Source organism: Streptomyces sp. NPDC028314, from assembly GCF_055565795.1.
In genome coordinates this window covers 104123-124649 of sequence record NZ_JBVHTP010000007.1, presented here as the reverse complement: position 1 = coordinate 124649, position 20527 = coordinate 104123, and the positions used below count along the sequence as shown (strand labels likewise).

The 20527-nt window shown below is 72.2% G+C and carries 20 protein-coding genes; 5 read left to right on the top strand and 15 right to left on the bottom strand.

Translation table 11 applies throughout. From position 1 onward, the window contains the following. Nucleotides 1–15: 15 nt before the first annotated feature. The 3 genes from ACZ4TG_RS17945 to ACZ4TG_RS17935 form a co-directional block, all read right to left on the bottom strand. On the bottom strand, nucleotides 16–906 hold the full coding sequence (locus tag ACZ4TG_RS17945) for an oxygenase MpaB family protein (RefSeq protein WP_468163700.1): 891 nt from the start codon (nucleotides 904–906) through the stop codon (nucleotides 16–18). A 137-nt stretch (nucleotides 907–1043) separates the two neighbouring features. Next, complete coding sequence (locus ACZ4TG_RS17940; RefSeq protein WP_468163698.1) at nucleotides 1044–2258, bottom strand: glycosyltransferase; 1215 nt, start codon at nucleotides 2256–2258, stop codon at nucleotides 1044–1046. A gap of 153 nt (nucleotides 2259–2411) precedes the next feature. Beyond that, nucleotides 2412–3089, bottom strand: a complete 678-nt coding sequence (locus ACZ4TG_RS17935; RefSeq protein WP_468163696.1) for a macro domain-containing protein — start codon at nucleotides 3087–3089, stop codon at nucleotides 2412–2414. A 306-nt stretch (nucleotides 3090–3395) separates the two neighbouring features. Between ACZ4TG_RS17935 and ACZ4TG_RS17930 the strand changes: the two genes are divergently transcribed. Continuing rightward, on the top strand, nucleotides 3396–5012 hold the full coding sequence (locus ACZ4TG_RS17930; protein ID WP_468163694.1) for an ADP-ribosyltransferase domain-containing protein: 1617 nt from the start codon (nucleotides 3396–3398) through the stop codon (nucleotides 5010–5012). A gap of 80 nt (nucleotides 5013–5092) precedes the next feature. Here ACZ4TG_RS17930 and ACZ4TG_RS17925 read toward each other — a convergent pair whose 3' ends face one another. The 3 genes from ACZ4TG_RS17925 to ACZ4TG_RS17915 all read right to left on the bottom strand — a co-directional run bounded on the left by ACZ4TG_RS17925 (nucleotide 5093) and on the right by ACZ4TG_RS17915 (nucleotide 7999). Next, nucleotides 5093–6565 carry a sialidase family protein gene (locus tag ACZ4TG_RS17925; protein WP_468163692.1) on the bottom strand — a complete coding sequence of 491 codons (1473 nt, stop codon included), beginning with the start codon at nucleotides 6563–6565 and terminating at the stop codon, nucleotides 5093–5095. 660 nt (nucleotides 6566–7225) lie between these two features. Further along, the gene (locus tag ACZ4TG_RS17920) at nucleotides 7226–7432 is read right to left on the bottom strand and encodes a hypothetical protein (protein ID WP_468163690.1); all 207 of its coding nucleotides are present in this window, start codon (nucleotides 7430–7432) and stop codon (nucleotides 7226–7228) included. Between the two features lie 294 nt (nucleotides 7433–7726). After that, nucleotides 7727–7999, bottom strand: a complete 273-nt coding sequence (locus tag ACZ4TG_RS17915; RefSeq protein WP_468163688.1) for a hypothetical protein — start codon at nucleotides 7997–7999, stop codon at nucleotides 7727–7729. Between the two features lie 454 nt (nucleotides 8000–8453). On the opposite strand from ACZ4TG_RS17915, the gene ACZ4TG_RS17910 reads away from it, so the two are divergent. Continuing rightward, nucleotides 8454–8681, top strand: a complete 228-nt coding sequence (locus ACZ4TG_RS17910) for a hypothetical protein (protein ID WP_468163686.1) — start codon at nucleotides 8454–8456, stop codon at nucleotides 8679–8681. Nucleotides 8682–8750: 69 nt separating this feature from the next. Here ACZ4TG_RS17910 and ACZ4TG_RS17905 read toward each other — a convergent pair whose 3' ends face one another. Further along, nucleotides 8751–9941, bottom strand: a complete 1191-nt coding sequence (locus ACZ4TG_RS17905; RefSeq protein WP_468163684.1) for an acyl-CoA dehydrogenase family protein — start codon at nucleotides 9939–9941, stop codon at nucleotides 8751–8753. 97 nt (nucleotides 9942–10038) lie between these two features. Here ACZ4TG_RS17905 and ACZ4TG_RS17900 point away from each other — a divergent pair, with 97 nt between their 5' ends. Beyond that, nucleotides 10039–10536, top strand: a complete 498-nt coding sequence (locus ACZ4TG_RS17900; RefSeq protein WP_468163682.1) for a hypothetical protein — start codon at nucleotides 10039–10041, stop codon at nucleotides 10534–10536. A 27-nt stretch (nucleotides 10537–10563) separates the two neighbouring features. Here ACZ4TG_RS17900 and ACZ4TG_RS17895 read toward each other — a convergent pair whose 3' ends face one another. The 5 genes from ACZ4TG_RS17895 to ACZ4TG_RS17875 all read right to left on the bottom strand — a co-directional run bounded on the left by ACZ4TG_RS17895 (nucleotide 10564) and on the right by ACZ4TG_RS17875 (nucleotide 14734). After that, on the bottom strand, nucleotides 10564–10914 hold the full coding sequence (locus ACZ4TG_RS17895; RefSeq protein WP_468163680.1) for a hypothetical protein: 351 nt from the start codon (nucleotides 10912–10914) through the stop codon (nucleotides 10564–10566). Nucleotides 10915–11132: 218 nt separating this feature from the next. After that, nucleotides 11133–12305, bottom strand: coding sequence for an LLM class flavin-dependent oxidoreductase (locus ACZ4TG_RS17890; protein WP_468163678.1), 1173 nt, complete (start codon nucleotides 12303–12305; stop codon nucleotides 11133–11135). 136 nt (nucleotides 12306–12441) lie between these two features. Continuing rightward, nucleotides 12442–12975, bottom strand: a complete 534-nt coding sequence (locus ACZ4TG_RS17885; protein ID WP_468163676.1) for a hypothetical protein — start codon at nucleotides 12973–12975, stop codon at nucleotides 12442–12444. A gap of 17 nt (nucleotides 12976–12992) precedes the next feature. Continuing rightward, the gene (locus ACZ4TG_RS17880; RefSeq protein ID WP_468163674.1) at nucleotides 12993–13835 is read right to left on the bottom strand and encodes a class II fructose-bisphosphate aldolase; all 843 of its coding nucleotides are present in this window, start codon (nucleotides 13833–13835) and stop codon (nucleotides 12993–12995) included. Next, nucleotides 13832–14734, bottom strand: coding sequence for an SIS domain-containing protein (locus tag ACZ4TG_RS17875; RefSeq protein WP_468163672.1), 903 nt, complete (start codon nucleotides 14732–14734; stop codon nucleotides 13832–13834). Before ACZ4TG_RS17875 ends, ACZ4TG_RS17880 begins: the two co-directional genes overlap by 4 nt. 157 nt (nucleotides 14735–14891) lie before the next feature. Here ACZ4TG_RS17875 and ACZ4TG_RS17870 point away from each other — a divergent pair, with 157 nt between their 5' ends. Continuing rightward, complete coding sequence (locus ACZ4TG_RS17870; protein ID WP_468163670.1) at nucleotides 14892–15671, top strand: DeoR/GlpR family DNA-binding transcription regulator; 780 nt, start codon at nucleotides 14892–14894, stop codon at nucleotides 15669–15671. Between the two features lie 176 nt (nucleotides 15672–15847). Continuing rightward, nucleotides 15848–16930 (top strand): LAETG motif-containing sortase-dependent surface protein, encoded by a 1083-nt coding sequence (locus ACZ4TG_RS17865; RefSeq protein WP_468163668.1) that lies wholly within the window; start codon nucleotides 15848–15850, stop codon nucleotides 16928–16930. A 31-nt stretch (nucleotides 16931–16961) separates the two neighbouring features. On the opposite strand, the gene ACZ4TG_RS17860 is transcribed toward ACZ4TG_RS17865, so the two are convergent. The 3 genes from ACZ4TG_RS17860 to tdh form a co-directional block, all read right to left on the bottom strand. Next, the gene (locus ACZ4TG_RS17860; RefSeq protein WP_468163666.1) at nucleotides 16962–17876 is read right to left on the bottom strand and encodes a LysR family transcriptional regulator; all 915 of its coding nucleotides are present in this window, start codon (nucleotides 17874–17876) and stop codon (nucleotides 16962–16964) included. Between the two features lie 30 nt (nucleotides 17877–17906). Beyond that, nucleotides 17907–19109, bottom strand: coding sequence for a glycine C-acetyltransferase (locus ACZ4TG_RS17855; protein ID WP_468163664.1), 1203 nt, complete (start codon nucleotides 19107–19109; stop codon nucleotides 17907–17909). A 177-nt stretch (nucleotides 19110–19286) separates the two neighbouring features. After that, nucleotides 19287–20315, bottom strand: a complete 1029-nt coding sequence (gene tdh, locus ACZ4TG_RS17850; protein WP_468163662.1) for an L-threonine 3-dehydrogenase — start codon at nucleotides 20313–20315, stop codon at nucleotides 19287–19289. Nucleotides 20316–20527: the final 212 nt, after the last annotated feature.

Sequence of the window (20527 nt, the reverse complement as noted above, 5' to 3'; positions counted from 1 at the left end):
CCCCCGTGTGTCGTGCTACGCCCTCCCCGGCCGGTCCAGTATGGCCGCTGATGTACGCAGTGTGTACGCCGAGGGGCGGCTATCGGGGCCCATGCGACGCATCGCTTTCAAGATGTGACCTGGCGGCAGCTGCCAGCGCAGACCTGCGGGAATGCTGCGCAGGAGGTGTCCGGTGAGGCGCAGGTGGCGGGTGACGACGTGCGGGGGCGGCGCGGGCCTGCCGTACAGCCGGTGCGCGTACCCGGGCAGGGATCCGTAGGCGAGTCCGGCCAGGGGCCGCCACAGCAGGTTTCGGCCAGGGACGAGCAGGGAAGGGACGGGCGGCCCGCGCAGGAAGTCGTCGACGGCGCGTGCGTCGGGCCCGGCGGCGAGCTCGGGGCGGATCTCCTCGAAATAGCCGGCGAGGGCCCCGGTGTCGGCGGGGACCCCGGCCGGGTCCAGACCGACCAGCCTGGCGTTGACGCGGTTCTCGTCCACGTACCGGTCGGCCTGGGCGGGGGTGAGGGGGAAGCCGGAGCGGCGCAGGACGTGCAGGAAGCTGTCGATCTGCGCGCAGTGCACCCAGAGCAGCAGCTCGGGGTCGTCCACGGGGAACCGCTCGCCGGTGGCCGGGTCGGTCGCCGACAGCTTCCGGTGGATCCCGCGGACGCGGGCGCCGGCCCGCTCGGCGGCTTCGGCGGTGCCGTACGTGAGGGTGCCGACGAAGTCCGCGGTGCGCAGCAGCCGGCCCCAGGCGTCCTTGCGGAAGTCCGAGTTCTCCATGACCCCGCGGACCGCGCGCGGGTGCAGGGCCTGGAGGTAGAGCGCGCGGACCCCGGCGATCCACATCATCGGGTCGCCGTGGCACTGCCAGGTGACGGACCCCGGGCCGTAGAGCCCCGGGTCCGGTCCCCCGCTCGCTTCCATCACCGCACCTCCGCCGTCCGTACCGCGCGGGAGTCTCTTTCGAAATTATCCGACGCGTCCCCGGACTTCGACACCCCTCGCGCGGGCGGTCACCGCCTCCTGGGCCGCGGAGGGCGGCGGCCCAGGAGGCGGTGACCTCAGCCGACCGCGTCGAGCAGCAGCTTCGCGGCCACCGCCGTCCCGTCGGTGCGGAGGGTGTCGACCACGGCCCTCGCTCGTGCGCGGGTCCCGGGGGTCAGGGCCGCGGCGAGCGCGGCCGACAGGGACTCGACGGTCGGAGCCGGATCGTCGTGCGCCGCGCCGATGCCCAGGTCGCTCACCTGCCCGGCCCAGTACGGCTGGTCCGCGCCCTGGGGTACCACCACCTGGGGCGCGCCGGCCCGGGCGGCGGTATTCGTCGTGCCCGCGCTGCCGTGGTGCACGACGGCGGCCGACCGGCGGAAGAGTGCCTGGTGGTTGACCTCGCCGACGACGAAGCAGTCGTCCTGGCCGTCGGCCGGGTCCAGTTCGGCCCAGCCGCGGGAGACGACCGCGCGGCGGCCCTGCGCACGGATGGCCTCGACGGCCACCTTGGCGATGTCCGCCGACTCCCTCATGGGCATGCTGCCGAAGCCCACGTACACCGGCGCTTCGCCGGCGTCCAGGAACGCCACCAGCTCATCGGGGAGGGGGCGTTCGTCCGGCAGGATCCACGCACCGGTCTGCACCACGGCGAGGTCCGTCGGCTGCCACGGTGACAGGACCGGGTCCGTGGCCAGCCACGGGTGGTCGGTGAAGGCGTAGTCGCGGATGTTGTCCACCGGCGGCAGGCCGAAGGACGCCCGCTGCGCGTTGAGCTCCTCGCCGAACATCGTGTTCGCGATCCGGGCGTCCAGGTCCCACAGCGCCCGGTTGTCGGTCGCGTCCGGCGGCAACGGCTGGCCCCGCCGCGCGGGCGGCCGGCGGTACGGCGACGGCAGGCTGACCGGCTGGTGGCTCGCGTGCAGGTAGCGGACGCCCAGCTTCTCGGCCACCGACCGCGCGCCCGCGGTCGCCGGCAACGGGCCGGTCGCCACCAGTGCGTCACATCCCTCGGCCGCCGCGGCGAGCGTGTCGAACTGGGCGGCCATCAAAGCGGCCATACGCTGCGCCAGTCCTTCCGCCGACCCGGGCGTCACCGTGGTCACCAGCGGGCGCACCGGCGCGCCGGTCGGTATCAGCGGCACACCGGCCTCGGCCAGCCGCTCCGCGAACTCCTCGTCCGGCGGGGCGCACACCCGCGCCTCCGCGCCGAGTTCACGCAACCGCACCGCGAGCCCCGCGATCGGCTCGACGGCCCCGCGCGTCCCGTACGTCGACAACACCACACGCATCAAGTGATTCCCCGTTCCAGCAGATTCCGGTCTAGGCCGGTGATTCTGCGGCACGACCGGGGTCTTGCCGCAAGGCCCCCCGTGCGCTATACGTTGAGAGTGGCCAGGAGTGAGGAATCCTCCTTGCCGGATCCTGCCCGGATCCTGCCCGGATCAGCGAACGGACCTGGTCCGCTTCGGCGGTGCGATGCGCACCCGCTCCTCGTGGGGAGCGTTCTCGATGTCGTCCAGTTGCGCGGTGATGGTGCTGCGCAGCTCGTCGTCGTCCTCGAAACGGAAGTCGTTGAACAGCGTGTAGCCGCTCCACATCAGGTTGGCGCACACCCGGGCCGGCACCCGGCCGGTCTGAGCGCCCATCCCGACCAGCGCCACCGACTCGATGCTGCCCGGCGCCTTCTCGTTCTGCCGGTGGATCGCCTGGAACGCCGCGGCGCACGCCAGGGCCACGTTCAGCGTCTCCCGCACGTTCTCCGAGGACGTCTGCATCGTCGGCGTCGATATCAGGAACTTCGGGTTGACCGCCCCCGAAGAAACGCACACCGCGCTTCCCACCGGCAGGCTTCCCCCGGACTGGTCGCGGATCGCGCGCTGCACACGCAGTTGGATGCCCGCTCCGAGGTGCCGCTTGATGGCCGCGTCGACCCCGCCGTCCATCCGCCCCTTGGAGTTCGTCGGGGAGACCCAGGCATCGACCGCTTCGTCGAGGATCGAGCCCTGGCGGATCTCGATCCCGGGGGTATCGGCGAACGCCGCCCGCCATGCCTCCACGACTTCGGTGTTGATGTCGGTCAGTACCACCTTGAGCGGCGCCTGCACGCGGTTCACGGTCATGATCTACTCCCATCGAGGAACGGCCTTTCGACCGATCACGACGCTACCGTGGGCCACTGACAACGCCGTTGCCCGGACGTTCGCGTGACTGCCCGTCACGATTGCGGGCCTGCCGACCCGGTGTTAGCCTGCCGCCAGATTTCCGCAGGTCACGCCCCGAGGGCCGACGCTGCCGACGCTGCCGACCGGTCCGCGCGCATGACGTTCCGGACGTATTCCGCCGCCCTTGCAGGGCTTGCACTCGCACATCAACCGCCAGACTCGCCATGCCATCAGCACGGTTCGACCCTTCGGAGTTCCTCCACCATGAGCGATGCCAACACCCCGGCCCAGTCCGACGCCAACGACCCGCTGGGCCTCGCCGATCTGTTCAAGGGCGGCGGTGAGCCGTGGCTTCCGCTGCTGAAGCCGGTCATCGAAGCGCAGCCGGACGCGGCCGCGTTCATCGGCTCGGGCCGCGGCCCGGAGGTCGTCCCCGTCCGCGAACTGACCTTCCAGGCGCTCAAGCCCCATCCGCCGCACAAGTGGAAGGTCGTCGTCTTCGGTCAGAACCCGTACCCGAGGCCGGAGAGCGCCACGGGCATAGCCATGTTCGACAACACCTTCCACGACTGGAAGGACAGCCAGTTCGGCCGGGTCGTCAGCATCCGCTGCATCATCAAGGCGGCGGCGATGTGGAAGTACGGGATTCCCAAGAAGACGCCCATCGCCGATGTTCGGGCGCTGCTGAAGGAGCAGGACACCGTCCAGCCGCCGGAGTGGTTCCAGGCGATGCTCACGCAGGGCGTGCTGCTGCTGAACGCGGCGCTCACCGCCAGCAGCGACGGATCGACGGCGACCGACCGGCACACCGCGTTCTGGCGTCCGGTCGCGGAGCGGATCGTCGAAGAGATCCTCAAGGCCAAGCAGAACGCCGACGAGGAGGACCGCGGTGTCGTCTTCGCATGGTGGGGGGCTCATGCCCGCAGCCTGAAGAAGGTCGTCGTCGAGCTCCAGAAGAAGTATCCCGAGGTCGAGGTCCGGCACATCGACCACCCCAATCCCGCGGCGCAGGGCGACATCTTCTGCGAGGGCGACCATTTCGCGATGGTGAACGGTGCCCTCGCATCGCTGGGTGCCGACGAGATCGACTGGCTGCCGAGCAAGGGGTGGAACGAGGCCGCGGCGCAGGCCGACGGGACCGACGGCGGCGTCGCGGAGCGGATGGGCGCGTTCATCGCGTCCACCATGGAACTGCACCAGCTCTACCTGGAACGTCTCGCCAGCGTCAAGGACGAGGGGCTCGTCCTCCCCGCGATCACCGGCGTCTTCGACACGCCCCTCATGGACTTCCGCAACGCCGTCGACCCGGTCGCCAGACTGCTGTCCAGCCTTGACCGGCACGTCAAGCTCTCGCACGACTTCGGCAAGAGGCGGGCGGACGAAGCCGCCGGCGGTCTGTCCGCCGACGCGATCGCCGCCCTCCACCTCTACACCTGCGAGTCCGCGTTCTACCGGGAGATCAACGCCGTCCTGCGCGCCCCCGACCGCGCCAGGGTCCTTCCCTACCTCCCGTACCTGCGGCTGCTCTTCTCGGCGGTTTCGCACCTTCCCGCCCGCAAGGAGCCGTTGTGGCGCGGGGTGTCGCTGGACCTGCGTGCGCAGTACCCGCTCGGCCGTACGGTGACCTGGTGGGGCGTGTCCTCCTGCACGTCCGAGCTGAGCGTGGCCCGGGCGTTCCTCGGCGGCCGCGGCAAGCGGACGCTGTTCGAGGTGACCCCCGTCCGCGCGGTCGGCATCCGTCGCTTCTCCGCGTTCACCGACGAGGAGGAGTTCATCCTTCCGCCGGGCACGCAGCTGAAGGTGACGGACGTACAGGCCGAGCGGGGCGGCCTCTGCACCGTGAAGCTGACCGAACTGGAGGAGCAGACCCTCGTGTCCTGAGCGCGGGCCCGCACCCCGGCTGCCTCGATCGTGTCGTAACCGCCTCGGGATGGCGGGCCGGCCGACGGCGTCCGCGTCGGTCAGCGGGTGCGGAGACTGCTGGTGTACACGTCCGTACGGTTCTGTGGCGCGCCGGAGTGGGTCTCGGTGAGCACCGCCCGTACTCCCTCGTCGTCCGCCACCAGGCCTTGGTAGTCGCCGAGGAAGTAGCCCCCGGCGAAGGGCGCCTGCAGCCAGTCGAAGATCCGCGAGATGCGTCGCTCGGTCCGGCGATTCGGGTCCCCGTGCGGCAGGGTGGCCAGCTGGTAGGCGGTAGGCAGGGTGGTGGTGTCGCCCGGCTTGAGGAAGCGCAGGTCGTAGTAGGTGAGTGCGACCGTGCCCCGCTCGTCGACCGCGATCGACGGGGAGAAGGCCGGCACGTCCTTCGGGCTGATCAGCTCCGGGGCTCCCCAGGTCCGTCCGCCGTCGGTGGAGCGCACCAGCTGGACGGAGTCGAACCTGCCGCCGGAGAAGTCCGAGCCCTCGTACGCCATGTAGAGCGTGCCCGTCTTCGGGTCGACGGCCGGGCTGGGCAGGGTGGACCCGGCGCGCAGCGGCTTGGCGGGGTCGTTCGGGTCGACCTCCGGTACGGCGGTGTCCTTGGCCACGGTGACCGGGGCGCTCCAGGTCTCTCCGGCATCGGTCGAGGTGACGACCTCGTAGCGGGCTTCGACGACGGTGCTCAGGTCGTCGGAGTGGGTGATCCGGTCGTAGAAGTCGTACAGGGTGCCGGTGCGCCGGTCGGCGACGATCAGATGGCCGATGGTCTGGGTGTTGGGCACGGTGCTGGTGTCGACGAAGGGCCGGGCCTCGCTCCAGGTGCGGCCGCCGTCGCGGGTGAGGGAGATGTAGCCGGGACCGTCGAGGGAGCTGGGGCCGGGCGGGTCGTTGTCGAGGCGGTTCCAGACCTGGTAGGCGGTGCCCTCGCGGATCGGGTCGGCGGTGAGCGAGGGCTTGTCGTTGAAGAACGGCTGCTCGTCGACGTGCGTGGTGGTGAGGTTCTGCCAGGTGCGGCCGCCGTCGCGGGACGTGGCGGCCAGGAGGGCGCTGCGCGTGCTCTTGGTGAAGTCGACGCCCTCGCCGCTCGCGTAGACGGTGCCGTCCGGGCCGGTGCTCACCCAGGGGTCGGAGGCCCGTTCGAAGTCCGCGCCGCCGGGGGCACACAGGCTGAACGGCAGCGTGCTCCGGTGGAAGGTGTGGCCGTCGGTGGTCCAGCTGGCCGCCAGGCCACGGGCGCCGCCGTCGTTCCAGCGGTCCTGCTGGAACACGGTGACCACGCGTTTCGGGTCGCGCGGATCGACGGACAGGTACGGCTCGACCTCGGTGCCGGGGTAGACGATGCTCTCGGGGGAGATCGCGCCGATGGTGCAGTCCGCGTACGGGTCGCCATGGGACACCTTGACCAGTGGTGCGCCGTCGGGGTTCCGGTCTGCTGCGGCGGGGGTCGCGCCGGTGACCGTGACGAACAGGAGCGCGGCGGTGGTGACGGCGGTCAGGGGCAGGCAGACGCGCATGCGGGATCTCCTCCGGGCCTGTCGGCTGGGGCACAGGACCGCCGTCATCGGGGCGGCCTGGGCGCGGAGGCGTACCGGAACGCGAGGGTGGGGCGACTCCGCTTGGTCCTCTTCGGCGTTGCAGCCGGTGCCCTTGATGGGCCGAACGACGGAGTCTTCCCCGGGGTCGTCGAGGAGCACGGCGGAGCCGACCGGCGGGTGCACCGTGCCGGTCGGCTCCTTGGTCGTGCTGTTACGTCGCCGTCTCGTAGGTCCCCGGAGTGGGCTGTGGGCCGTGTGCCGGTTGGCGATGCCGGCGGGGTCGGCCTTCCCTTAGACGGGTCGGGGGAGGGGGATGGCCTGTTGGACCTCTTCCAGGGTGGGGTTGAGTCAGGGCATCGGCAAGAGGCCGCCTCGATGCGGACAGCGGCGTGATCGTCGCCCGCGCCAGAAGGAAGACTCCCTCACCGGCGGCGCATCCAGGCGGTGTTCAGGACGGCGCGGACCGTCTCGAAGGGGTGGCGGCCTTGGCTTCGAGACGGTCCGCGTCCACCCTCGCGAGTGCCGCGGTGTCGAGACGGGCGCAGGCGATCGGCCCCATGGTGGACCGGGGGCCGTCACCCCATACGCACCGCGCCAGGTGCACCGGCCGGGCTGGTTGCCCAGCCGTGCGCCGACCGGTCAAGTGATCGCCGGCTTGGTCCCGTCAGGCAGCGCGCAGTATTCGCCGCCGTAGGGGCGCGAAAGGACCTGTCCGCCGGCGGTCGTGCAGTCGTCTCTGGAGATGTTCGGAGACGAGGCGGCCCCGGCGCTGACGGCGCCGACGGCGCTCATGCCGGCAAGGGTTGCCGCGGCCAGGGCGAGGCCCAGGATTCTTCGCATGCGCATGACTTCCTCCTCCTCTCAGGCGCCTTCGTTCGGCCTTCGGGAAGGACAAGTCGAAAGACGACGGCGCCCTCCTACTCAGCATGGGCGCTCCACATGGGGCCCGCGAGGCGAGGCTGGGCGCCGCTCCCGGGCGGTGACCACCCGACCCCGGAGAGGCAGGACGTCACCGGCCTCGACCGGCCGCATCGGTACGCCGCCGCGTTGTGTCCGGGCAGCCCGGGGGTTGAGGAGGAGACGGGCCGTATCTGCCTCCGACCGGTGCCGACGAGCGGCGGGCGGCGGGCGCGCGGTCCTCTAACGCGGTTCGTGGGCCGCCGCCCGGCAGGCACCGGTCGCGGCGCCGCCCGCCACTCCGGCCCCGGTCAGCCCGGACACACAACTCTGCAGGTCTCCGACCACGCCACGGCTGCAGGCCGCTGCGACGGAGTCGGAAGCGGTGGCGCCGGCCAGTTCGGCCATCTGCGTGCAGGCGGGGATGTCCGCCCGGGCCGCGGGAGCGGCGACCGCACCGCCGAGGGTGAGGGTCAGACCGGTGAGGGCACCGGCGATACGGGTCGACGTGCGCATGGGACGCACCTGCCTTCCGGGTTGGTCGCGCGGTCCTGGTCCCGGCGGGCCGGATCCACGCGGTAGGGCCGCCTGGCGACGCCTGGCGAGTGGTGCCCCCGGCCGGCGGGCTCACAGACTGACCGCACGGTTCTGCGTCGCATCCGCTGGGCCGCACCGGGACATGGCCGCCAGGCCGAAGGAGAGGGGCGCGGACCGGATGAGACGCACTCGGACCTCCACTCGCGGGCCCTCACTCCAGCGTCGCATCCTCTCCCCCGCCCGTCCTGGGCACCCGGGGGCGGCGCTCTGAGCAACTGCGATGGTGCGGAGCGGTGTCGCCGGGGAGAGCGGGGCCGGCGGCTCATTGCCCGTTGTCGCCCAAGGCCTGCACGGCCCAACAAGACGTGTCACCCACATGGGTGAGAAGCTGAATAGTGCCCCAAACAGAGGCAATCCGTGAAAGGGGAACCGAATGCGCATTCGACGAATCCTCGCCGCCGTCATCGCCACGGCAGCCCTCGCCGGACTCGGCCTCACAGGTGCCGCCACCGCCACCGCCGCCACCGTCGCCGCCACCGCACAGGGTGCCCCATCCGTCGTCACCCCTTCTGAGTGCAAGGAGGGCGGCGGAACGCCCGCGATCAACGAGGAGGGCAACTACTGCCAGGGCGGTACGAAGGACGGGGAGCAGATCGACTGAACCCCCACAAGGCGCCCCGCGGCCACGCGCCGCGGGGCGCTTCGCGCGTGCGCAGCGAGTCACAGACGGTCAGCGGCGGACGCGGGGCATGCCGAGGCCGATCCAGGAGATGATCTCGCGTTGGATCTCGTTGTTGCCGCCGCCGAAGGTGAAGATCACGGCACTGCGGTAGCCCCGCTCCAGCTCGCCGTGCAGGACCGCGCCGACGGAGCCGTCCTTGAGGGAGCCGGCCGCGCCGACCACCTCCATGAGCCAGGCGTACGCGTCCCGGCGCGCCTCGGAGCCGTACACCTTGACGGCGGAGGCGTCCTGCGGGGTGAGGGTGCCGGACTGGACCGCGTTCACCATCTGCCAGTTGAGCAGCTTCATCGCGTCGAGCCGGGCGTGGGTGCGGGCGAGGCGGCCGCGGACCCAGGAGAGGTCGATGACGCGCCGCCCGTCGGCGAGCTTGGTCTCGGCGGCCCAGCGCTGGACGTCGTGCAGGGCGCGGATGGCCATGGTGCCGTGGGCGGCGAGGGTGACGCGCTCGTGGTTGAGCTGGTTGGTGATCAGGCGCCAGCCCTTGTTCTCCTGGCCGACGCGCCGGCTCGCGGGGACGCGGATGTTCTCGTAGTAGCTGGCGGTGGTGTCGTGCGAGGCGAGGGTGTTGATGAGGGTGCAGGAGTAGCCGGGGTCCGCGGTCGGCACGAGGAGCATGGTGATGCCCTTGTGCGCGGGGGCCTGCGGGTCGGTGCGGACGGCGAGCCAGACCCAGTCGGCGGTGTCGCCGTTGGTGGTCCAGATCTTCTGGCCGTTGACCACGTACGTGCCGGTCTCCTCGTCGCCCTCGCGGACGGCCTTGCACTTGAGCGCGGCGAGGTCGGTGCCGGCGTCGGGCTCGCTGTAGCCGATGGCGAAGTCGATCTCGCCCGCGAGGATCCTGGGCAGGAAGTAGGCCTTCTGCTCGTCGGTGCCGAACTGCATGATGGTGGGCCCGACGGTGTTGAGCGCCATCAGCGGCAGCGGTACGACCGCCTGCGCGGCCTCGTCGAAGAAGATGAACTGGTCCATGGGCGACATCCCGCGCCCGCCGTACTCCTCGGGCCAGCCGACGCCGAGCCAGCCGTCGGCCCCGAGCCTGCGGATGGTCTCGCGGTAGAACCGCTTCTGGGCGGCCGGGTCCTCGTAGCGGCCGTAGACGTCCTCGGGCACCAGCTCGGCGAAGTAGGCGCGCAGCTCGGTGCGCAACTGCTGCTGCTCAGGCGTGTATTCGAGGTGCACGGCCCCTCCGGGAGTCTCGCGGTCCGTCGTCGCTGGCGCAGGGCAGACTAGAACCTGTTACAAGAATCCGGAAGGGTCGGCGGGTTAGGGTTTCGCCATGGACACGCAGGGGATGACGGCGGGCAGCGAGATCGTGGTCGAGTGCGCCGGCATGCGGGGCTACTACAGCAAGGACGTCCCGGTCCCGTTCCGCCTGCGGCGCCGTACGGACGACGGCGCATGGCTGTACGAGGTCGGTACGCCGGTCGCCGCCGTACCGACGCTGGCCGGAGTGGCGCGCGAGGAGGACGTACGGGCCTTCGCGCGGGGGATCCTGGAGACGCTCGCGGCGGGCTCCGGCGAACCGGACTTCCCTCTGTGGAGCGACGGTTACACCGACGCGGTGGCGTGGGTCGGGTACGGGCCGGAGCTCTACCTGGGCCTGGAGGCCGCCTTCGACTACCGGCAGGACCGGGTGGGCACGTCCCCGACGGGGGAAGCCCTGTACTCCAACGTGTTCGGGGGCGCCCACCTGCACCTGGGCGAGATCTCACCGGCCGACCCCGACGCGCTGGCCGCCTTCGCGCGGGCCCTGCTGGCCGCGCTCGACGGCTGACAGCGCGCCGGAGTCACCCGCCGGGGGTCAGGAGAAGACCACGGAGCGCAGCTTCAGGCGGGCCGTGCCGTAACCGGTGTGCGGTCGCAGGGTGAACCACTCACCCGTGCAGTCGGGCTCGGTGAAGACCGTCGCACTGGAGTCGGTGCGGTTGCGCGGCGAGAAGGCGGGCTCCGAGGCGTCGGGGTCCTCGGCCTCCGGGATGGTGATGCATTCGCGGCTCGGCGGGTCGACGTCCAGCGAGGCGCGTCGCGGCTGCCCGTCCAGGCCGACGTAGGAGTACGAGAACTCTCCCGACGCCGCACTGGCCGAGCCGGGGACGGCGACGAGGAGGGTGAGGGCGCTGGCGGCGGCGACCAGCGCGGTGCGAAGACGCATGGGGTGAACCCTTTCGAATACGGAATGCGACAACGATCACGCTAGAGCTCACCCCAAGTGATCAAACGGTTCTTCCGAAGTACCGGAAAGAGTGGTTTCCCACCCTATTGACCCCGGGTACGCGTAAACGCTTCGCCACCTACCGGATCCGGCGCTCCCGTCACGAGGAAGCGGCCCCCCCTCAGCCCCCCCCTCAGCCCCCTCCCGTACGGCCGCCTTCAACGGACCTCCCCCTTGCGGGCGACGGCCTCCGCGATGGACCGGTGCACGGCGCCCATGAAGCGCTCGCTGTTGCGGCCCGTCCAGTCGAGGCTGGCGCGGCGGGCGCCGGTGACGCCGGTGAGGCGGGGCACGACGCGCTCCGCGAAGAGTTCGAGGCTGCGCAGGGTGGCCAAGGGGTCCGTGATGTCGGCCTGGAGGATCAGGAAGGTCCCGAACCCGCCTGTCGCATCCGCGAGTTGCCCGATCCGTTCCACGGCGTCCTCGGCGGATCCGATGACCGCCCGGCCGAAGGTCGGCAGCCCGTCGGTGACCCAGCGTTCGACGGCGCCGGCGGCGGTGTCGCATCCTTCGAGCCGGGTTCCGCTGACCGCCTCGACATACGCGACCAGGTCCGGCGTGCCGAACTGGGCCTCCTCCAGGGCCCGTTCCCGGGTCTCGGCGAGGTGGACCGGGGTCACCAGCCGCCAGGCGGACCGGTCCGCCGTACGGCCCGCTTCGGCGCAGGCGCGTTCGTGGGCGTCCCAGTTGGCGCCGAGTGCGGCGTACCCGGCCGGGTCGGCCGCGGCCAGCGAGAGCATCCCGACGCCGTGCCGGCCGGCCAGTACGGCCCCGGTGGGCGAGACGGCCGAGGCGACGGCCACCTCCAGCTCCCGTCCCCGGTAGGGTCCGAGCTGGAGCCGGGCTTCCTCCAGGGCGAACCAGTCGGTGGCGGTGGTCACGGTCTCCCCGCGCAGCAGCCGCATGATCGCGTCCAGCGAGTCGGCCATCATCTCGCGGGAGCGCAGCATGTCGACGCCCATCATGAAGGCGTCCGAGGGGAGTTGGCCGGGGCCGACCCCGAGCATGGCCCGCCCCCGGGACTGCTGGTCGAGCTGGCAGATCCGGTCGGCCAGGATCAGCGGCTGGTGGTACGGAAGGGAGTTGACCCCCGTCCCGAGCCTGATGCGGCCGGTCCGCTCCGCGGCGGCCGCCAGGAACAGCTCGGGCGAGGCGATGATCTCGTACCCGGCGGAGTGGTGTTCACCGACCCACGCCTCCTCGTACCCGAGTCGGTCGAGCTCCCCGACGAGGTCGAGGTCCCTGCGCAGCTGGAGCGCGGGGTCGCGGTCGGGCCGGTGGTACGGGGCGAGGAACACCCCGAAGCGGGTGGGGAGATACGGCTGCGGCATGGGCGGTGGCCTTCCGTCGGATACCTGGTCCGGTACCACCGACGAAACACCGTGCCCGGCGCGGGTTCAACGGTGCCTCGGACGCGCTCCCGCTCAGCGGGAAACCGGCGGGGCCGTCAGGGCCCCCGTGCGGGGCTCAGGACGAGACGTACAGCACGTCGAACCAGAGGAGGTCCCGCGCGGTGTCGAAGCAGAGCCGCGCCGTCGCACTCCCGGTCACGTTCGCGCGTACGAAGTCCTGGTCGTAGCCGTCGCTGCGCTGCCAGACGGCGTCCTTCGGAAGGAACTTCGCCAGCGGTCCCGGTATCTCCCGGGGCTGGTCGGGCGCGAAGGGGAACGCAGGGTTCGAGCGCACCACGCGTACGGCCCCGCCGGGCGGCAGGTGGGAGAGTCCCACCAGCCGGATGCGCGGATCGGGGCTCGGCAGCAGCTCCCGGCCGCCGCGGCGGGCCTTGTCGATGTCGTAGCCGAGCCAGTGCGCGTCGGAGAGCTCGCCGACGGAACCGAAGCGCGAGCGCAGGGGGTCCAGGTCGGTGCGCACCCGCTCCTGGTCCGGCGTTTTGCCGTCGGGCCACAGCACGGCGGTCAGCCCGGCGGCCCCGAGCAGCACGGGGCCGCCCAGCAGCAACAGGAGTCGGCGGCGGCTGGTGCGGCCCGGCTGCGTGTTCATGGTCCCCCCGGCGGCGGTCAGGCCTGGTACAGGGCGCCGATCATAGCGGCGGCCGTATCCGCCATCGCCTCGCGGGCCGCCGTGAGGTAGGGGCGGGGGTCCGCGGGGGTGAGGTGGGTGCGGATGGCTTCGGTCATGGCCACGTTGAGCGCGGTGCCGATGTTGACCTTGCGGATGCCCCCCGCGACGGCTGCCGCGAGTTCGGCGTCCGGCAGGCCCGAGGAGCCGTGCAGGACGAGCGGGACGTCCACGGTCTTGGCCAGCCGGGCGAGCAGTACGTGGTCCAGTGCGGCGGTCCGGCTGGTCATCGCGTGGCTGCTGCCGATGGCGACGGCCAGCGCGTCCACTCCGGAGTCGGCGACGAACCGCCGCGCCTCGTCCGGGTCGGTACGGGCGCCCGGGGCGTGCGGGTCCAGTGGCGCGGCCCCGTTCTTGCCCCCCACCTCACCCAGTTCGGCTTCGATCCACAGCCCGTTGGCGTGGGCCCAGTCGGCGGCGGAGCGGGTCGCCTCCAGGTTCTCGGCGTACGGAAGCTGTGCGGCGTCGTACATCACCGACCCGAAACCGGCGTCGGCGGCCTGGCGGAGCAGTTCGGCGCTCTTGACGTGGTCGAGGTGCAGTGCGACGGGCACGCCGGCCGCCTCCGCGCAGGCGAGGGCGGCCCGGGCGATGGGCAGCAGCTGCCCGCCCCGGAACTTCACGGCGTTCTCGCTGAGTTGCAGGATGACGGGCAGGCCGGCCCGTTCGGCGCCGGCGATGACGCCTTCGGCGTGCTCCAGCGTGATGATGTTGAAGGCGGCGACGGCGCGGCCGGCCGTGGCCGCGTCCGTCACGAGGCCGCCCGCGGGGACGAGGGTCATCGGACCGCCTCCTCGCCCGTGGTGAGGATGACCGAGCGGGTCAGGTGCCGGGGCGCGTCCGGGTCGAGCTGCCGGTGGGCGGCGACGGCGATCGCGAGCCGGTGGACCCGTACCAGCTCGGCCAGGGGGTCGAGCCGGCCGGCCACCCACTGGGCGCCGGTCCCGAGGACCTGTTCCGCGATGCCTTCGGGGGCTTCGCCCAGGGACCAGGTGACGGTGCCGGGACCGGTGACGCTGACGGGGCCGTGCCGGTACTCCATGGCCGGGTAGGACTCGGCCCACGAGAGCGAGGCCTCGCGCATCTTCAGGGCGGCCTCGTGGGCCAGGCCCACGCTCCAGCCGCGCCCGAGGAAGGTGAACTGGCCCCGGCTCTCCAGCCCTTCGGGCAGCGGCGCGGCGAGTGCGGCGCGCGCGTCGGCGACGACGGCCGGGCTGTGGGCGCCCACGTGGGCCCGGAGCAGGGTGAGGGCCGTGGTCGCGAACCGGGTCTGCACGACGGAGCGTTCGTCCGCGAAGTCCAGCACCACGAGCTCGTCCGCGAGGGTGATCACGGGTGTCGCCGGGTCCCCGGTCACGGCGGTGGTGGGCACGCCGGCGTCCCGCAGCCCGGCCAGCAGGTCCAGTACCTCGGTGGTGGTCCCGGAGCGGGTGAGCGCCACGACGCGGTCGTACTTCCGGTGGCGCGGGAACTCCGAGGCGGGGAAGGCGTCGGTCTCCCCCTGTCCGGCCTCCTCGCGCAGTACCGCGGCCGCCTGGGCCATGTAGTACGAGGTCCCGCACCCGACGATCGCGGTACGCTCCCCCCGCTGTGGCAGGACGGCCCTGTACTCCGGGGCCAGTTCGGCGGCCCGTTCCCAGCATTCGGGTTGTGTGCCCAGCTCGTGCGCGACGTGACTCATGCAGGCTCCCTGGTGCGCGGCGGTTCCCGGTGTTGCGTTTTCCTGCAAGGTAGCGGGCAGTTTCACGCAACTTCAAGCATCCACGGGGTGATCTCCTGGGTTAATCTCGACGGATCGGCCGAACAGCGCGGCCTTACGGAGGAACGCGAGGGGGGCCATGACCCGCAACGAGCGCTGGCAGAAGCTGCTGGACCTGCTGGTGGAGCGGGGCGGGCTGGAGGTGGAGCCCGCGGCGGAGATCCTCGGCGTGTCCGCCGCGACCATCCGGCGCGACCTCGACCAGCTCGCCGACCAGCAACTACTGGTCCGCACCCGAGGCGGGGCGGTCCTGCACGGGGTCTCGTACGAACTCCCCCTGCGCTACCGGACCTCCCGCCGGGCCGCCGAGAAGGGCCGGATCAGCGAGGCGGTGGCCGCGCTGATCGCTCCGGGCGAGGTGATCGGCCTGACGGGCGGCACCACCACCACCGAGGTGGCCCGCGCCCTGGCGGCCCGCGCGGACCTGGCCAGCGGGTCTCCGGCCCTGACCGTCGTCACCAACGCCCTCAACATCGCGGGCGAACTGGTGATCCGGCCCCAGTTCAAGATCGTCCTGACGGGCGGGGTGGCCCGGCCCCAGTCCTACGAGCTCACCGGCCCGCTGGCCCAGCAGGTGCTGGGCCAGCTCACCGTGGACACCGCGGTGGTCGGCGTCGACGCCTTCGACCCGGTGGACGGCGCGGCCACCCGGCACGAGGACGAGGCCGCGATGAACCGTCTGCTGTGCGAGCGTGCCCGGCGCGTGGTGATCGCGGCCGACTCCAGCAAGCTCGGCGTGCGCGCCTTCGCCCGCATCTGCGCGACCTCCTCGGTGGACGTCCTGGTGACGGACACGGGCCTGTCGGCGCCGGTGGCGGAGGCCTTCGCGAAGGCGGGCGTCGAGGTGGTCCGCGCATGACGGCCTCCGGGCCGCCCGCCCCGCTCGGGCCGGCCGCCTGTGACCATGATCACGAACCCGGGTTACGTTCATCCCACAACCTTCCGGCGAGGGCCCTGGTCACCTAGACGACCACGGACCGCCGTGCCGGGTGGAACCTTCGCGCCGGCGGTCCGAGCCTCAACGAGAAGGACTCCATGAAGCTTCACCGTCTTCTGGCCACCACCGCCGTCATGGCCGCCGTCGGGCCCGTGGCCCTGCTCGCGGCGCCGGCCGCCCACGCGAACGGGGTCACCCCCTCGCCGAGCACCCCGGCTTCGTCCTCCGTCCCGGCGGGCGGCGGCGGACACGTCTCACCGACCCCGCACCCGGGCCTGCCCGGCGAGGGCACGCTCGGTGGAGCGGACGGCTCCACGAAGCCGGACGGCTCCACCAAGCCGGACGCCTCCGCGCAGCCCGGCGCCTCCGCCAAGCCGGGCGCGTCCGGCTCCCCGAAGCCGGGTGCCTCCCTCTCGGGCACGCCCGCGGCCACGCCGTCGCCCTCGTACTCCCGCCCCACCTTCTGCTCCGGCATCCCCGAGGAGGAGCGCGGCAAGACCTCGCTCCGCGGTCTGCCGGGGAAGATCGTGGCCGGTTCGGGCTGGCACGAGTTCACGTACCGCGTGTCCAACGTGTCGAAGACCAAGGTGATGGAGACGGACGTCTCCATCTGGCTCGGCACCGCCGACCCGAAGCTGCACGACACCGCCCAACTGGCCGTCACCGTCGAGTGGTTCAACCCGGCCGCCGGCCAGTGGAAGCCGATCGAGGGCGAGGGCGCGGGCGTCTTCGACAACGACCGGTTCGCCACGGCCAAGCAGCTGAAGCCCGGCGAGTACGCGGACGCGCGGATGCGCATCCGGATCGGCGAGCGGGCCGAGCCCGGCACCGGCTACTTCTTCACCAGCGGCCACTCCTTCGGTGAGGACGGCCAGTGCGGTTTCGACCACATCAGCCAGTTCGACTTCACCGTCCTGGCCCCCGGCACCAAGCCCGGCGGCGTCGACGACGCGAAGGGCAAGCCCGCGAAGCCGGGTACGCCGGGCCTCCCGGACCCCAAGGCTGACGCGGCGAACCAGCCCGCGCCGCAGGGCGGACGCGCGGAGCTGCCGGTGAGCGGGCGGCTCGCCCAGACCGGCTCCTCCTCCACGCTCCCGGCCTTCGCCGCCGTCGGTGGCGCGGCCGTCGTCGTCGGCGCCGGAGCCGTCTTCCTGGTGCGCCGCCGCAAGGCCACCGCCTAAGGGCCGTCCGCGCGGGGCGGGGCGGGCGCGGTCAGGGCGCCGGGACGCGTCCCGCCTCGCGGGACAGGGCTGCCAGGACCGGGGCGATCAGGGGGTGGGTCTCGGCTCCGCGGCGGGTGGCGGCGAAGACGCGGCGGGTGGCGGCCGGGCCGGTGACCGGGCGGACCTGGACCTCCTTGAGGTCCATGCCGCGCAGGGCGGAACGCGGCACCAGGGCGACGCCCGCTCCCGCGGCGACGAGGGCCGTCACGGCGCGGAAGTCGTCGGAGGAGTGCGCGAAGCGGGGCTGGAACCCGGCCAGTTCGCAGGCCAGCAGCGTCACGTCGTGGCACGGGTTGCCCGGGTACTGGCCCACCCAGTCCGAGTCGGACAGGTCCGCCAGCGACACGGCTGGCAGGTCCGCCAGGGGGTGTCCGGCCGGAAGCACCGCGTCGAAGGGCTCCGCGTACAGCGGGACGACCGACAGGCGCCCGTCGTCCGCGCCCGGGGCGCCCCGGTACTCCACCGCCAGGGCCAGGTCGGCCTCCCCGTCCAGCAGCAGCGGCAGGCTCTGGTCGCCCTCCGCGTCGTGGACCCGGAGCCTGATGCCCGGGTGGTCCACCCTGAGGCGGGCGAGCGCCGGGGCCAGTACCTCCGCGATGCCGGTGGCGAAGGCGGCCACCGTGACCTCGCCCGCCGAGCCGCCCGCGTAGGCCGCGAGTTCCGCCTCGGCGCGCTCCAGCTGGGCCAGTACCTCGTGGGCGTGCCCGACCAGGATCTCCCCGGCCGCGGTGAGCCGTACGCCCCGGCCGCTGCGGGTCAGCAGGGCGTGCCCGGTCTCCTGCTCCAGCGCGGCGAGCTGCTGGGAGACGGCGGAGGGGGTGAGGTACAGGGCTGCGGCCGCGGCGGTCACCGTACGGTGGTCCGCCACGGCCCGCAGGATGCGCAGCCGGCGGGGGTCGATCACCCCGCCATTGTCTCAGGGCGCGCGGGGCCCTCAGGCCGCAGGAGACCCGAGCACCTCGCGGGCCTCGATGAACGCCGCCACCGCACGCTCCACGTCGGCGGTGGAGTGGGCCGCGGAGAGCTGGACCCGGATCCTGGCCGCGCCCATGGGCACCACGGGGTACGAGAAGCCGATCACGTACACGCCGCGCTCCAGCAGCAGCTCCGCCATCCGGGCCGCCTCGGCCGCGTCGCCGATCATCACGGGGGCGATGGCGTGGTCGCCGGGCAGGATCTCGAAGCCGGCTTCGGTCATCTTCGACCGGAACAGCGCGGTGTTGGCGGCGAGGCGCTCGCGCAGGTCACCGGCCGACTCCAGCAGGTCGAGGACCTTCAGCGAGGCCGCCGCGATGACGGGCGCGAGGGAGTTCGAGAAGAGGTACGGGCGCGAGCGCTGGCGCAGCAGCTCGACGATCTCGGCGCGGGCCGCGACGTAGCCGCCGGAGGCGCCGCCGAGGGCCTTGCCCAGGGTGCCGGTGATGATGTCGACCCGGTCCATGACCCCGTGGAGCTCGGGGGTGCCGCGCCCGCCGGGGCCGACGAAGCCGACGGCGTGCGAGTCGTCCACCATGACCATGGCGTCGTAGCGGTCCGCGAGGTCGCAGATCTCGGCGAGCGGGGCGACGTAGCCGTCCATGGAGAACACGCCGTCGGTGACGATCAGGCGGCGGCGGGCGTCCTGGGACTCCTTGAGCCGCGTCTCCAGCTCGGCCAGGTCGCGGTTGGCGTAGCGGTAGCGGCGGGCCTTGGAGAGGCGGATGCCGTCGATGATCGAGGCGTGGTTGAGGGCGTCGGAGATCACCGCGTCCTCGGGGCCGAGCAGGGTCTCGAAGACACCGCCGTTGGCGTCGAAGCAGGAGGAGTAGAGGATCGTGTCCTCCTGGCCCAGGAAGGAGGACAGGCGCGCCTCCAGCTCCTTGTGCACCTCCTGGGTGCCACAGATGAAGCGGACGGAGGCCATGCCGTAGCCCCAGCGGTCCAGCGCGTCCTTGGCGGCGGCGACGACCTCGGGGTGGTCGGCCAGTCCGAGGTAGTTGTTGGCGCAGAAGTTCAGGACCTCGCCCGCGGCGCCGCCGGAGGTGACGCCCACGGACGCGCTCTGCGGGGTGCCGATGACGCGCTCGGGCTTGTGCAGCCCGGCGGAACGGATCTCGTCGAGGGTGGTGCGCAGGTCCTGGCGGACGGTCTCGAACATGGCGGGCGTGCTCTCTTTCTCCTGATGCGGCGGAGGGAGGAAGGGGGGCCGGGCCCCGCGGAGGGGGGAGGGTCGTGCGGGGCCCGGCCGGAGGGAAATGGTTCGGGGAGGACGGGAACGCTCGGTCCGTCCAAAAGGGTCCGTCCAGAGGGAAGGGCGGGAGGTCCCGGGCGGGGACTACGCCGTCCAGTCCAGGATGATCTTGCCGCTGCGGGCCGTCGACGCCTCGTCGAAGGCGGCCTCGAACTCGGTGTGCGAGTAGCGGCCGGTGATCACGGGGCTGAGGTCGAGCCCGCCCTCCAGCAGCACGGTCATCGCGTACCAGGTCTCGAACATCTCGCGGCCGTAGATGCCCTTGATGGTGATCATCGAGGTGACGACCTTGGCCCAGTCGACCGGGAACTCCTGGGCGGGCAGGCCCAGCATGGCGATCCGGCCGCCGTGCGTCATGTTGGCGATCATGTCCTGCATGGCCTCGGCGCGGCCGGACATCTCCAGGCCGATGTCGAAGCCCTCGCGCAGTCCCAGCTGCGCCTGCGCGTCCGCGATCGACGACTCCCGGACGTCCACCGCGAGCGTGGCACCGGCCTTGCGGGCGATGTCCAGGCGCTCGGGGCTGACATCGGTGATGACCACGTTGCGGGCACCGGCGTGCCGGGCCACGGCCGCCGCCATGATCCCGATCGGGCCGGCGCCCGTGATCAGCACGTCCTCTCCGACCAGCGGGAAGGACAGCGCGGTGTGCACGGCGTTGCCGAAGGGGTCGAAGATGGCCGCCACGTCGAGGTCGACCTCGGTCCGGTGGACCCACACGTTCTGCGCGGGCAGCACCACGTACTCGGCGAACGCGCCGTCCCGTCCGACGCCGAGCCCGATCGTGCTGCGGCACAGGTGGCGGCGGCCGGCCAGACAGTTGCGGCACCTGCCGCACACCAGGTGGCCCTCGCCGCTGACCAGTGCCCCGATCTCGATGTCCCGTACGTCGGCGCCGAGCGCCGCGACCTCGCCCACGAACTCGTGGCCGAGCACGAGGGGGGTCTTGACCGCACCCTGCGCCCAGCCGTCCCAGGCCCGGATGTGCAGGTCGGTGCCGCAGATGCCGGTACGGAGCACCCTGATCAGTACGTCGCCGGGGCCGTACTCGGGCTCGGGGACGTCCATGAGCCACAGCCCGGGCTCGGCCTTGTGCTTGACGAGTGCCTTCATGGCGGGTGGCTCCAGGGCATGCGGAAGGGAGCACCGCGCGGCGTGCGGGCCCGAGCGGTGTCTGACGTGCACCAATCTGCCGAGCGGCACGGTGATCAGTCCATCGAGACTTTCTTAAGCGGGTCGACAGCGCAGCTTCACGCCTATGCTCCTCGGGTGACGGGGCAGGGCCGGCCGGGTCAAGGCCGGGATCAGGGGAACGGGGAGGTGGG

Excerpts from the sequence above, each read along its gene's own strand:
- ACZ4TG_RS17945 (WP_468163700.1), bottom strand. The coding sequence starts at position 906 with ATGGAAGCGAGCGGGGGACCGGACCCGGGGCTCTACGGCCCGGGGTCC.
- ACZ4TG_RS17940 (WP_468163698.1), bottom strand. The coding sequence starts at position 2,258 with ATGCGTGTGGTGTTGTCGACGTACGGGACGCGCGGGGCCGTCGAGCCG.
- ACZ4TG_RS17935 (WP_468163696.1), bottom strand. The coding sequence starts at position 3,089 with ATGACCGTGAACCGCGTGCAGGCGCCGCTCAAGGTGGTACTGACCGAC.
- ACZ4TG_RS17930 (WP_468163694.1), top strand. The coding sequence starts at position 3,396 with ATGAGCGATGCCAACACCCCGGCCCAGTCCGACGCCAACGACCCGCTG.
- ACZ4TG_RS17925 (WP_468163692.1), bottom strand. The coding sequence starts at position 6,565 with ATGCGCGTCTGCCTGCCCCTGACCGCCGTCACCACCGCCGCGCTCCTG.
- ACZ4TG_RS17920 (WP_468163690.1), bottom strand. The coding sequence starts at position 7,432 with ATGCGCATGCGAAGAATCCTGGGCCTCGCCCTGGCCGCGGCAACCCTT.
- ACZ4TG_RS17915 (WP_468163688.1), bottom strand. The coding sequence starts at position 7,999 with ATGCGCACGTCGACCCGTATCGCCGGTGCCCTCACCGGTCTGACCCTC.
- ACZ4TG_RS17910 (WP_468163686.1), top strand. The coding sequence starts at position 8,454 with ATGCGCATTCGACGAATCCTCGCCGCCGTCATCGCCACGGCAGCCCTC.
- ACZ4TG_RS17900 (WP_468163682.1), top strand. The coding sequence starts at position 10,039 with ATGGACACGCAGGGGATGACGGCGGGCAGCGAGATCGTGGTCGAGTGC.
- ACZ4TG_RS17895 (WP_468163680.1), bottom strand. The coding sequence starts at position 10,914 with ATGCGTCTTCGCACCGCGCTGGTCGCCGCCGCCAGCGCCCTCACCCTC.
- ACZ4TG_RS17890 (WP_468163678.1), bottom strand. The coding sequence starts at position 12,305 with ATGCCGCAGCCGTATCTCCCCACCCGCTTCGGGGTGTTCCTCGCCCCG.
- ACZ4TG_RS17885 (WP_468163676.1), bottom strand. The coding sequence starts at position 12,975 with ATGAACACGCAGCCGGGCCGCACCAGCCGCCGCCGACTCCTGTTGCTG.
- ACZ4TG_RS17880 (WP_468163674.1), bottom strand. The coding sequence starts at position 13,835 with ATGACCCTCGTCCCCGCGGGCGGCCTCGTGACGGACGCGGCCACGGCC.
- ACZ4TG_RS17875 (WP_468163672.1), bottom strand. The coding sequence starts at position 14,734 with ATGAGTCACGTCGCGCACGAGCTGGGCACACAACCCGAATGCTGGGAA.
- ACZ4TG_RS17870 (WP_468163670.1), top strand. The coding sequence starts at position 14,892 with ATGACCCGCAACGAGCGCTGGCAGAAGCTGCTGGACCTGCTGGTGGAG.
- ACZ4TG_RS17865 (WP_468163668.1), top strand. The coding sequence starts at position 15,848 with ATGAAGCTTCACCGTCTTCTGGCCACCACCGCCGTCATGGCCGCCGTC.
- ACZ4TG_RS17855 (WP_468163664.1), bottom strand. The coding sequence starts at position 19,109 with ATGTTCGAGACCGTCCGCCAGGACCTGCGCACCACCCTCGACGAGATC.
- tdh (WP_468163662.1), bottom strand. The coding sequence starts at position 20,315 with ATGAAGGCACTCGTCAAGCACAAGGCCGAGCCCGGGCTGTGGCTCATG.